The organism is Microbacterium sp. HD4P20, from assembly GCF_019449275.2.
Taxonomy (GTDB): Bacteria; Actinomycetota; Actinomycetes; order Actinomycetales; family Microbacteriaceae; genus Microbacterium.
Map to the genome: position 1 here is coordinate 378,632 of NZ_JAHZQZ020000012.1, position 12,765 is coordinate 391,396.

Annotated in this window: 8 protein-coding genes; 7 read left to right on the forward strand and 1 reads right to left on the reverse strand. The window is 67.5% G+C overall.

Annotation, left to right across the window (positions count from 1 at the left end):
* Positions 1-149: 149 nt before the first annotated feature.
* Together K0817_RS06780 and K0817_RS06785 are read left to right on the forward strand one after the other, a co-directional pair.
* On the forward strand, positions 150-1,331 hold the full coding sequence (locus K0817_RS06780) for a glycoside hydrolase family 88 protein (RefSeq protein WP_219980612.1): 1,182 nt from the start codon (positions 150-152) through the stop codon (positions 1,329-1,331).
* 103 nt (positions 1,332-1,434) lie between these two features.
* Entirely contained in the window at positions 1,435-5,175 is a 3,741-nt protein-coding gene (locus K0817_RS06785) for a heparinase II/III family protein (protein ID WP_253735231.1), read from the forward strand.
* Between the two features lie 42 nt (positions 5,176-5,217).
* On the opposite strand, the gene K0817_RS06790 is transcribed toward K0817_RS06785, so the two are convergent.
* Positions 5,218-5,706, reverse strand: a complete 489-nt coding sequence (locus tag K0817_RS06790) for a YajQ family cyclic di-GMP-binding protein (protein WP_219980614.1) — start codon at positions 5,704-5,706, stop codon at positions 5,218-5,220.
* A gap of 259 nt (positions 5,707-5,965) precedes the next feature.
* Here K0817_RS06790 and K0817_RS06795 point away from each other — a divergent pair, with 259 nt between their 5' ends.
* From K0817_RS06795 to K0817_RS06815, 5 genes are all read left to right on the forward strand, one after another.
* Positions 5,966-7,219: a maltose ABC transporter substrate-binding protein gene (locus tag K0817_RS06795; protein WP_219980615.1), complete on the forward strand. Its 1,254-nt coding sequence runs from the start codon at positions 5,966-5,968 to the stop codon at positions 7,217-7,219.
* 96 nt (positions 7,220-7,315) lie between these two features.
* Entirely contained in the window at positions 7,316-8,938 is a 1,623-nt protein-coding gene (locus tag K0817_RS06800) for an ABC transporter permease subunit (protein WP_219980616.1), read from the forward strand.
* 1 nt (position 8,939) lies between these two features.
* Positions 8,940-9,923, forward strand: a complete 984-nt coding sequence (locus K0817_RS06805) for a sugar ABC transporter permease (RefSeq protein WP_219980617.1) — start codon at positions 8,940-8,942, stop codon at positions 9,921-9,923.
* A gap of 125 nt (positions 9,924-10,048) precedes the next feature.
* Positions 10,049-11,968 carry a glycoside hydrolase family 13 protein gene (locus K0817_RS06810; RefSeq protein WP_219980618.1) on the forward strand — a complete coding sequence of 640 codons (1,920 nt, stop codon included), beginning with the start codon at positions 10,049-10,051 and terminating at the stop codon, positions 11,966-11,968.
* Positions 11,965-12,756: a hypothetical protein gene (locus K0817_RS06815; RefSeq protein WP_219980619.1), complete on the forward strand. Its 792-nt coding sequence runs from the start codon at positions 11,965-11,967 to the stop codon at positions 12,754-12,756. The genes K0817_RS06810 and K0817_RS06815 overlap by 4 nt, the downstream gene beginning before the upstream one ends.
* Positions 12,757-12,765: the final 9 nt, after the last annotated feature.

Sequence of the window (12,765 nt, forward strand, 5' to 3'; positions counted from 1 at the left end):
GCACCCAGCGAAGAGCGGAACCGTTCATCCCTTGACTCGGGTGGTGCCCTCTGCTTCTCTTGACGTAACGATACGTCAATCGCCGGCAGAGAACCGCCTCGCTCGTCACGATCGATCCGTTCCGAACCGCGCGGGCTGAGAGGACCTTCATGACCAACGAGATGACCTCGACCGCGTTCGAGTCGCTCGTCGCCGATGCGGTGGCGGATGCGATCGTGGTGGTGCGCCGCAATATCGATCGCTTCGGCGATGCTTACGTCGACGACACGACGCGGCAGGATCGGTATCCGCTGCGTCCCGCGTACGGGCCGTTCGCCAAGGGGCAGAACCGCGGATGGACGACGAGCTTCGTGCCCGGGATGCAGTGGCTCGCCTACGATCTGACGGGAGACGAGGGGTTTCGCGAACAGGCGCTGCGCCACGCGGCCGATTTCGAGCGTCGTCTGCGCGCCGACGAGGATCTCGACACCCACGATCTCGGATTCTTGTACACGCTGGCGGCGGTCGCGCCGTGGCGCAGGACGGCCGACGAGCGGTGGCACGCGGTCGGAATCGGGGCCGCGGAGCGACTCATGACGCGCTTCCTCGAGCCGGCCGGGATCATCCAGGCGTGGGGGGATCTCTCGGATCTGCAGCAGCGAGGCCGTACCATCATCGACAGTCTGATGAACATGCCGCTGCTGACATGGGCGGGCGATCAGACGGGGGATCCGCGCTTCGCCGACGCTGTCCGCCGGCACACGGCCCAGCTGTGCGCGCACATCCTGCGCGATGACGACTCGACCTTCCATACGTTCTATTGGGATGCCGAGACGGGCCGGCCGCTGCGCGGTGCGACCGAGCAGGGCGCATCCGACGACTCGTGCTGGGCGCGCGGCCAGGCGTGGGGCGTCCTCGGCTTCGCGCTGAACTATGGCGCGACGGGCGACGATACGCTGCTGGATGCTGCGTGGCGGTGTGCCGACTACCTCCTGCGCCACGTGCCCGCCGACCTCATCCCGTACTGGGACCTGGTGTACTCCGACGGCAGTGACGCTCCCCGAGACAGCTCGGCCGCCGCGATCGCGGCGTGCGGTCTCTATGAGCTCGCCGCATGCGATCCGGATCGCGCCCGCGCCGCGCGGGCGCGCCGCGAGGGTGACGCGCTGCTGGATGCGTTGATCGCCCGAGCGCGCCCCGCGAACCCGGAGGACGCGGAGGCGCTTCTGTTGCACGGCGTGTACAACCTGCCGACGCGCACCGGCGTCGACGAGGGCACCCTGTGGGGTGACTACTTCTACATGGAAGCCCTCGTGCGCCGCACCCGTCCCGACTGGCAGAGGTACTGGTGAGGCTTGACGTGACGATACGTCACGATCTACGCTAACTCGCAGCTGAGGTGACGGCGCGTGCGCCCGAGGCCCGCGGCAGCCGACTGACAGAGGAGTCACGGATATGCAAGAGCGCCTTTCACACCGATTGAGCGGACGCCGTCGTGCGCAGGCCGTCGTGGCTGCAGCCATCACGCTGGCCCTCGCGTTGACCGGCGTATCGCCGGTGCCGGCCGCCGCTTCGGCCGTCGCTTCGGACGTGTCGGACCTCGGCCAGCTCCTCGACCTGACGCGTCCGGAGCTCGCCGGCGTCGCAGCGGAGTTAGCAGCCGGCGACGACGTGGGCGCTGCCGAAGCGCTGAAGGAGTACTACGCGACGCGGACGGGCGTCGAGTACCCCTCACCGGCGGGCGGCGGGGGCGACGCCACCGCCGACGAGCTCGCGGCGGGCATCTTCCGGTTCGGCGACGAGACTCGCGACTTCTACAACGCTTCCGAGCAAAGGATCGACGTCGACTGGGCGGACCTGTGGGGTGGGACGGACGAGATCCCCGGGAGCGCGCAGACCCTGATGAGCGACTTGACGTTCATGCCCAAGCTGGCGAGCGCCTACTTGCAGGAGAGCGACCCCGACAAGCGTGCGGCGTACGCGGCGGCGTGGATGGACATTTCCCTCGACTTCGTCGCGGACAACCAGAGCTGGCCCAAGACCCGCAACCTGGCGGCCGCCAAGCGGCTCGGTCAGCTCGTCAGCTCGTTCTCCGTGTTCCGGGTGGAGCCGAGCATCGCCGCGTCCGATCTCGTCGCCTACCTGTCGGCGGTGCATGCGACAAGCGATTTCCTCGCGTCGGTGCTGCAGACGCACGTCGGGAACAACTGGTACGTGTCGATGGCGCGGTCGATGTACGCCGCCGGGGTGTACCTGCCCGAGTTCAAGGGCGCCCTCGGCTGGGAGACGTTCGCGGCGCGAGCGGTCGAGCGGTTCCTGCGTGTCTTCCTCCAGGGCGACGGCGTCTACCGCGAGCCGACGTTCAACTACCAGGCCTATGTGGCGGACCTCATCAACTACATGATCAGAATCGCCGACGCCAACGGGCGGGAGCTTCCCCCGACTCTCATCCAGGCTGCCGACTGGATCGCGGACGTGCTGTTCGCGACCCGGCAGCCGGACCTCAACGCCGCGCTGATCGGAGACACCCCGAATGTCGACGCCGGCGCCAGCACCATCCGCGCGGCCGGTGCGCGCAACGCCTGGTCCGACTTCACGTGGGTCGCCTCCGGCCGGACCCAGGGGACCACGCCGACTCTGGGGTCGACGCTCTACCCCATCAGCTTCGCGGTGCAACGCTCGGGGTGGGACGCCGATGCGCGCTACCTGCTGATCAACAACCACAACAGCAGTTACACGGCCTCGCACCGGCATCCGGACGACCTCAGCATCGTCATGGCGGCGTACGGGCGTCCGCTGATCGTCGACCCCGGGGCGGCCGATTACAGCGCGACCCCGACGAACGACTGGATGCGCCGCACGACCGAGGCGCACAACACCATCGAGGTGGACCGCGAGCCGCAGGCCGCGGGAGTCACCCGCGCGATGTCGCTCTGGCGGTCGAACGCGGGCCTCGACATCTACCGCGGCCAGGCGATGGGCTACCAGCCGGTCGCCCACGATCGGGTCGTCTACTTCGTCAAGCCGGGGTTCTGGGTGGTCTCCGATGATCTCACCGGCGACACCGCCGCGCACGACTACCGGCAACTCTGGCACTTCCCGGGTGATCCCGTCGTCGTCGACCCGGCCACGAAGGTCGCCACCGTTGGATTCGACAGCGTGGCCGGCGCCGCTCCGGTCTCGGGCGTGCAGATCGTCCCTGTGCCCGCATCCGATCTCGACGTCTCGCCGAGCGTGCACGACAACGGCGCCGTGCGCGTGGGCGAAGACATCCTCACGGACGTCGAGTACCTGTCGTATGACTGGTCCGACACCGGCTCTACCGGCCTGGACACCGTCCTGTTCCCGGGACCGGCCGGCGCGGCCCCGTCCGTGACGGCGACGCGCATCGCTCTGCCCGGCGTGGAGCACTCCGTGGCGACCGCGCTCGAGATCGCTCTGCCGGACGGTACCGGCCGGTTCTACCTCTCGCGCGAGCAGACGCCGTCATCCCGGGAGTTCGGGGCGGCCACGACCGACGCTGAGACCGCGTATCTCGAGCGTGCCGGGAACGGTGCGCTCACGCGGTACGCGCTCACCCGAGGGACGTCGTTGGTCGATGACGGGCAGATCGTCGTCGACGCGTCCGGGGTCGTGTCCGACGTCAGCGTGGAGCTGCACGGCACGGCCGCCAGCGTGTCGCTTGGAGACTCCTTCACCGGGACCCTCACGTTTGCGGCGCCGGCCGCAGAGCTGGTGACCGTGAACAACATGCCGACCGCGTTCACCCGCGCGGGCGATCTCGTCACCGTGACGCTCGAGCCCACGTTCGCCACCATGCCGGTGCTCGACGAGCACTTCGACGACGCGACCCTGGATCGCGCGGTCTACGGCTTCGAGAACGGGCTCGAGGGCTGGGTGCCGCTCCAGGGCACGTGGGAGCTCGGCGGTGAGCCGTCGAATGGTCACCTCGCACAGACCGCGACCGCGGACACCGAGGCGCTTGCGGTGCAGCAGGACGTCCCGAACGACGTGAGTATGTCGGCCGACATCGTGCCGTGGCCGGCCGACCAGTCCGCCGGTCGAACCGGCCTGGCGTTCCGCTACCAGTCGCCGCTCAACCACTACCGCGCTGACGTCGTGCCGACGGCGACAGGTTCGAAGCTGCGGCTCGTCAAGGTCTACAACGGGACGACCACCCTGCTCAAGGAGGCCGACCTGCCGCTCGCCGCCGGTGCGCCGTACACGCTGACGGTGTCCGCTGTTGGGCGCCACGTGTCGGCCGCCGTCGGTGACGTGTCCGTGTCGGCGAACGACACCCAGCTCCCGAACGGCGGAGCCGCCCTCTCGGCGAACGGGCGGGCCGCGATCTTCGACAACGTCTCGATCTCGGAGGCGCTCGACCAGTCGAACTGGCGGGGGATCGGAGGCGAGGTCTCCGTCGGCAACGGCCGGCTCACCCTGTCACCGGTCGACGGCCGAGCGCACGTCCTCGCCGCGTCGACGCTGCCGGAGCGGTTCTCGGAGGCATGCGACTTCGTCGTCGAGACCGAGCTCACGCTCTCTGGCATCGGCACCGCGGGCGTCTCGCTGCGCGACACCACGGACGCCTACGGGTATCGCATCCACGTCGGCCGGACGAGCCAGGGAAGCCAGTACGCGAGCATCATCCGCGAGGCGCATCGGTCGGGACCGGTCACCGTGGCGACCACCTCGCTCAGCGACCGGCTCACGGGGCCTGTCCGCCTGGGTGCGGCGGTCCACGGGGACCTCGTCACGGTGACGCTGAACGGCGAGCAGATCCTGGAGGGGCGCGATACCGTCGTGCGCAGCGGGGGCGTCGGGCTCTATGCCTCGACGGACGCGGAATTCGAGAACCTGACGGTCGCGCGGTCGTGCGGCAGCGAGCCCATCGCCGCCGTGCCGCCGCCGCCGCATTGGGACGCTGCCACCGTGTACCAGGAGGGCGACCTGGTCACCCACGGCGGATCGTCGTGGTTCGCGTCCTGGCGGACGCAGAACCAGGAACCGGGCGACCCGTACGGCCCGTGGCAGGAGATCGCGATCTCGGCGGACGGCACTGACTTGTGGCGACCCTCCAGGATCTTCGTCGCCGGTGACGTCGTGGAAAACGAGGGCCACCGCTACGAGGCGAAGTGGTGGACGAGGAACCAGGCGCCGGGCGATCCCAACGGGCCGTGGGAGCAGATCGAGTGACACCTGGACGAGCGGCCACCGCAGGGGCTCGCCGTCGCCTCGTCAGCGGTAGTTGATGAACTGGAGGTCGACGTCGAGGTCGGCGGCCTTGAGCATCCGCTGAACCTCCTGCAGATCGTCGCGCGACTTCGACTGCACGCGCAGCTCGTCGCCCTGGATCTGCGACTTCACCGACTTGGGCCCCTCGTCGCGGATGAGCTTGCTGATCTTCTTCGCGTTCTCGGACGAGATGCCGTCCTTGAGCGTCGAGGTGATGCGGTACTCCTTGCCGCTGGCCACGGGGTCGCCTGACTCGAGGCTCTTGAGCGAGATACCGCGCTTGATGAGCTTGCTCTGGAACACGTCCAGCACGGCCTTCGCGCGCTCTTCGGAGTTTGCCTTGATGAGGATCGCCTCGCCGCTCCACTCGATCGATGAGTCGGTGCCCTTGAAGTCGTAACGTTGCTCGACCTCCTTGCGGGCCTGGTTGAGCGCGTTGTCGGCCTCCTGGTGGTCGACCTTGCTGACGATGTCGAAGGAGGAATCTGCCATGCGCGGCAGTCTATCGACGTGTGGGCGCCTCGGGCAGGCGACGAGGGTGCCGTTCTCCCTCGTGCTCGCTGATCGTGGTGCAAGCGATTCCAGATCGATGCACGATGGTCACAGCCGCATATCGATCATCAAGCCGTATTGCCATTACAACACTCGATGAGTAAGAATGTAAGCGCTTGCAGTTCTGTGAGCGCCGAGCGAACTTCCCGGTTCCGGTCGAAGGTCGCGAGACACCCGCACTCAAGAGAGGCACACACCAATGAAGGTGAACAAGAGGAGCATCGTCGCCTTCGGCGCGATGGCCGCCGTTTCATCCCTGACGCTCGTCGGCTGCGCGGGAGGCGGAGGCGATGCCGACAACGGCGGCGACGCCGCCGAATCGGCCGGGTCGATCACCGTATGGGTCGACGCTGACCGTGCTGGCGTGCTGGAAGAGGCCGCGGCCGACTTCACGGCCGATAGCGGCGTCGAGGTCGAGCTCGTTCAGAAGGAGTTCGGCGACATCCGCGACCAGTTCGTGCAGCAGGTGCCGACCGGGGAAGGTCCTGACATCGCGGTCGGCGCACACGACTGGCTCGGCGTGCTCGTCACCAACGGCGTGGTGGCGCCGGTCGAGCTCGGCGACGCGGCGGGCGACTTCGAGGAAGTCGCCATCGACGCGTGGAGCTATGAGGGTCAGACCTACGGCGTTCCGTACGCGATCGAGAACATCGCGCTGCTGCGCAACACCGACCTCGTTCCCGAGGCGCCGACCAGCTACGACGACATGATCGCCAAGGGGCAGGCTGCCGGAACCGAGTACCCCTTCCTCGTGGGCCTGGACCCCGAGGCGGCAGACCCGTATCACCTCTACCCCTTCCAGACGTCCTTCGGCGCCCCGGTCTTCGGTACCAACGACGACGGCAGCTACAACGCCGACGACCTCCAGATCGGCAACGAGGGTGGCCAGGCGTTCGCCACGTGGCTCGCGTCGCAGGGCGCGACGGGAACCGGTGTCTTCAACACCAACATCACCGGTGAGCTCGCGACCGAGAACTTCACCAGCGGCGCGTCGCCGTTCTACCTGACCGGCCCGTGGAACGTCCCGGCGGCCGTGGATGCCGGCATCAACATCGCCGTCGACCCGATCCCGTCGGCCGGCGGTGGCGAGGCTCAGCCCTTCGCGGGCGTGCAGGGCTTCTTCCTGAGCTCCGAGAGCGAGAACCGCCTCGCGGCGAACGAGTTCCTCATCAACTACATCGGCAGCGAAGAGGTGCAGACCGCGCTGTACGAGGTCGGCGGCCGGGCTCCGGCGCTGACTGCGGCGTTCGATGCCGCCGTCGCGGCCGACCCGATCACGGCAGGTTTCGGTGAGGTCGGCGCCAACGCCGTCCCGATGCCGAGCATCCCCGAGATGGGCGCTGTGTGGCAGTTCTGGGGCGTCACCGAAGCCGCGATCATCAACGGCCAGGGCGGGGACCCGGTTGAGCTGTGGAACAAGATGGCGGCCGACATCCAGGCCGAGATCCAGTAACACCCAGGGGCGGTGCGGAGCGGCATCCGGTGGATGTCGCTCCGCTCGCCGCTCGCCATTCGATGCGACCCCAATGACGCAACCGGAGCGAAGCCGATGACGACGCCGACCATGGACGACCGCGAGGCCGCGCTCGACCCCAGACCGACTCCGCGCGCGGCGCGCGCCGCACGACTCGCCGATGCTGCGGGAGGCGGCTGGAAGGTCGTGCTGATCAAGATCATCGCGCTCGGCCTGATCGACGCGCTCGCGGTGTACTCCATCCTCGTTCTCGTCCAGAGCGAGCAGTGGGTGCCCGCCGCCATCGTGTTCGGCGTCACCGCCTTCGCGAACTGGATCTACTTCAGTCGCGGGCATCTTCCGGCGAAGTACCTGATCCCCGGTCTGATCTTCCTCTTCGTCTTCCAGATCTTCGCCGCCGGCTACACCGGCTACATCGCGTTCACCAATTACGGCACCGGTCACAACAGCACCAAGGAGAGCGCGATCAACGCGCTCATGCTCTCGGCGCAGGAGCGCGTCGAGGATTCGCCCGCGTACGAGCTCACTGTGGTCGAGCAGCTCGGCGAGTTCTCGTTCCTCGTCACCGATCCCGACGGCGACGTGTGGCTGGGCGGCGACGAGCGGCCGCTCGAACCGGTGGACAACGCCGAGATCGATGGCAGCAAGGCCGTCTCGGTTCCCGGCTACAACACCCTCGCGTTCGCGCAGATCGTCGCCAACCAGGGTGTCATCGCCGACATGTCGGTGCCGCTGAGCGACGACCCGAACGACGGTGCACTGCGAACCCCCGACGGATCGGTGGCGTACGTCTACGTGTCGAACCTCGTCTACGACGAGGCCGCCGACACCATGACCGACACCCGCACCGGCGTCGTCTACAGCGACATCGGCACCGGTGCCTTCACCGCCGAGGACGGCACCGAGATGCTCCCCGGCTGGCAGATCTGGGTCGGGGGCGACAACTTCGCGCGCGCTTTCACCGAGGAGTCCATTCGGGGGCCGTTCTTCACGGTGCTCATCTGGACCTTCGTGTTCGCCTTTCTCTCCGTGGCGACCACCTTCGTGCTGGGCCTTTTTCTCGCGATCGTCTTCAATGATCCGCGCATGAAGTCCCGGAAGTACTACCGGCTCATCATGATCCTGCCGTACGCGTTCCCCGGCTTCCTGTCAGCGCTGGTGTGGGCCGGCATGATGAATCAGGAGTTCGGCTTCTTGAATGTCGTCCTCCTGGGCGGTGCCGACGTGCCATGGCTCACGAACGAGTGGCTGGCCAAGTTCAGCATCATCTTGGTGAACCTGTGGTTGGGGTTCCCATACATGTTCCTGATCTGCACCGGAGCGCTGCAGGCGATTCCGGACGACCTTCAAGAAGCGGCTCGCGTCGACGGCGCCACCGCGTGGCAGGTGTTCCGCAGTATCAAACTGCCGCTGCTGTTCGTCGCCGTCGCGCCGCTTCTCATCGCGTCGTTCGCCTACAACTTCAACAACTTCAGCCTGATCTACATGCTCACCGGTGGGGGTCCGCGCGATGTCACGGCAGATGTCAACGTGGGCGCGACCGACATCCTGATCACGATGGTCTACAAGGTCGCCTTCGTCGGGTCGAGGTCGGACTACGGACTGGCAAGCGCCTTCTCGATCATCATCTTCGTGCTCGTCGGCACGATCTCGGTGATCGCCTTCCGCCGGACCAAGTCACTCGAGGAGCTGAACTGACATGAGCAATCTGCAGCCTGGCGCTCCGGCGGCCCGCGAGCTTCTCGACAGCGTCGCGAAGGACGACATTCGCCCGAGCACTTCCGTCGTGGTCACCGCTGGCACCCGCGGTACCGGCGAAGAGCCGCGCCGTTCCTTCAAGCGCTACTTCCGCGAGACCGGCTGGCGGCACCTCGTCGGCGTCGGCGTCGCGATCTTCGCGCTCTTCCCTCTGCTCTACGTGTTCTCTGCATCGCTGAACCCCGGCGGCACCCTGCTGACGGCCAACGGACTGTTCTCCAACCTGGACTTCTCGAGCTACGCCGCGCTGTTCCAGATGCCCAACCAGCCTTACGGGGCGTGGTTCGTCAACACACTGATAATCGGGCTGGTGACAGCAGCCGGCACCGTGCTGCTCGGCGCGCTCGCCGCATACGCGTTCTCTCGCATGCGCTTCACCGGTCGCCGGTTCGGGTTGACGACGCTTCTCGTGGTGCAGATGTTCCCGCAGATGCTCGCGATGGTCGCCATCTTCCTGCTCATGGTCGCTATCGGCGACATCTTCCCCGCGCTCGGGCTCAACAGCCGCGTCGGCCTCATCATGGTCTACCTCGGCGGTGCGCTCGGCGTGAACACATACCTCATGTACGGGTTCTTCAACACAGTGCCGTCGTCGATCGACGAGGCGGCGAAGATCGATGGCGCGGGTCATGCCCGCATCTTCTTCACGATCATCCTGCGCCTGGTCGCCCCGATCCTCGCTGTTGTCGGACTACTGTCCTTTATCGGCACGTCGAGCGAGTTCGTGCTCGCCAGCGTCATTCTCATCGACCCCGAGAATCAGACCCTGGCTGTCGGGCTCTACCGGTTCATTTCAGACGAGTTCTCCAAGAACTGGAGTGTCTTCGCCGCCGGTGCCGTCCTCGCGGCCATCCTGCCAGTGGCGTTGTTCCTCGCGTTGCAGCGCTACATCGTTGGCGGGCTGACGGCGGGCAGCGTGAAGTAGTAGACGGATGCCGCGGGCCGCGGCATCCTGGTTCCACCACAATTCGAGGGCTCTGTCATGGCCGTGGCCGTGCAACCACGTCGCACCCGGCGGCGCGCGCTGCCGCCTGTCCCGAAAGGCATGCCATGACCCTCCTTCCCCACCACGACGGTTCACCGCTCCACGTCTCGGACCACGCACCTTCGCTAGGCGATGTCGTCACCGTCCGACTGCGGGTTCCCGAAGGCTACGGTCCGCTATCGGCCGTTCGCACGCGCTCGAATCCCGACCACGAGCCGGAGTGGACGGATGCCGTCCCGCTCGGCACCGCCGACGGCTGGGAGTGGTGGCAGGCTCCGGTGACGGTGCGCAACCCTCGTCACGGCTATCGGTGGCTCCTCGTCCATGAGGACGGCACGGTGGAATGGTTGAACCAGACGGGCATTCATCGCCTCGAGACGCTGGACGCCGAGGACTTCGCACTTGTGGCGAACCCCGCCCCGCCGAGCTGGCTGAACGAGTCCGTCATGTACCAAGTCTTCCCCGACCGCTTCGCGCGCTCGGCGCAGGCGGACACGCACCCCACGCCGGAGTGGGCGATCGCGGCGTCGTGGGACGAGCCGGTCGACCCCGTCATGCCCGGGCGCTCGCAGCAGTTCTACGGTGGCGACCTCGACGGCATCATCGAGAAGCTCGACCACCTGGTCTCGCTGGGTGTCAACCTGCTCTACCTCACGCCGATCTTCCCGGCCGCTTCGAACCACCGCTACGACGCGTCGAGCTTCGACAGTGTCGATCCACTGCTCGGCGGGGAGGAGGCGTACATCCGCCTGATCGATGCGGCACATTCTCGCGGCATCCGTGTCATCGGAGACCTCACCAGCAACCATTCGGGCGATCGCCACGAATGGTTCCAGGGTGCACTCGGGCATCCTGGTGCACCCGAGGAGGAGTTCTACTACTTCACCGACCCCGGGAACACCCAGTACATATCGTGGCTCGGCACGCCCACCTTGCCCAAGTTCAACTGGGCATCCGATGAGCTGCGGCGGCGATTCATCGACGGTCCCGACTCGGTCGTCGCGAAGTGGCTGAAGCCGCCCTTCAACGCCGACGGCTGGCGCATCGACGTCGCCAACATGACCGGCCGGCTCGGCGATGTGGACCTCAACGCCGAGGTGCGCCAGCTGCTGCGGCGCACGATGATCGAGATCAACCCCGACACGATCCTCCTCGGCGAGTCGACCAACGATGCGGCCAGCGACCTGCAGGGCGACGGCTGGCACGGCGCGATGACCTACCCCGGGTTCACGAGGCCGCTGTGGGGATGGCTCAGCGAACCCACGGGGGCACCGTATCTGACCGCCGAGGGCGAGGAGCAGACCGAGCCGTGGTTCTTCGGGCAGCCCATCGGCGGCATTCCCCGGTACAGCGCGCGGCAGTTCGTCGACGCCGTCGTCCGCTTCACGGCCGGCATCCCGTGGCGCGTGCGACTCGCGAACATGCAGCCCCTCGATACCCACGACACCGGACGCTTCGCAACGAACGCCGCCCCGGGAACGATTCCTCTCGCCGTGGGACTCATGCTGACGATGCCCGGGCTGCCGGTCGTGTTCGCGGGCGACGAGTTCGGCCTGACCGGCGCCGACGGCGAGGCCAGTCGCACACCCATCCCGTGGGGTGCAGAGAACGAGCCGGCAACCGCCGACCGCCTCGCATTGTATCGAGAGCTCATCGCCTTGCGCCACGCCCACCCTGTCCTTTCGACCGGGGGCATGCGCTGGGTGCACGTCGACGACGAAACGGTGGCGTTCGTGCGTGAATCGGCCCACGAGACGCTTCTCGTCCTCGCAGCGACCGGCGACGTGGATGCCGAGATCCCGGCGGCGTCGCTGCCGGGAGCTGCTGCGGCCGAGACACTGTTCGGCGACGCCACCCTGGCCGTCGCGGACGACGGCTCGGTTCTGCTGTCGGCCGACGCGCCCGTCTTCGCGGTGTGGCGCCTGGCGGGTGTCGCGACTCCCGCGTGGCCGGCAGGAGTCAGCCCGAACGCGGATGCCTCGTGACCGATCCCGAGCGGTTCGCGCGACTGAGCGCCGACCTCGTCGGACGCGTGCGCGAGCACGACGGTCTCATCGGTCTCGTCTTGCTGGGCTCGGCGTCCGAAGAAGGGCGCGAGCGACGCGACGAGTGGTCGGATCACGACTTCTTCGCGCTCACCGACGTCGGGCGCGGCCCGGAGATCCGCCCCGACCTCTCGTGGCTGCCGGACCAGCACCGCCTGGTCCTCACAGCGCGTGAGGGCGAGATCGGCTTCGTCGCGATCTACGACGACGGGCACGTCTTCGAGTTCGCACTCTCGGACGCGGCAGAACTCGCAGGGGCGCTGGTACGCGACGCCACCGTGGTGGTGGACGATGCCGCCGGCACGACGGCCGCGCTCGTGGACGAGTCGCGCATCCGCGCAGAGGCGGCAGACCGATTCGATCCCGCCAACGACGTCCGTCTCGTCCTCGTGAAGCTGCTCATCGGGGTCGGGCGGGTGCGTCGGGGCGAAGGGCTCGTCGGCAGTGCCTTCATCCGGCAGTGGGCCGTGCAGCAGCTCGTGCGGGCGATCCGCGCCCGGTTCTCGACGGCATCCACCTCTCTCCGAGACACGATCGACCCGATGCGGCGGTTCGAGAAGGACTTCCCGCGGTGGGGAGCGCACATCGCGTCGGCGCTGGAGCTGCCCATCGAGGAAGCCGCGTACGAGTTGTACCGGCTGACGCGCGAGATCCTCGAACCCGGTTGGAGTGACTTCCCGTCCGAGGCCGCGGATGTGGTTGCACGGCGTCTGGATTGGAGAGCATGACCCGCCACG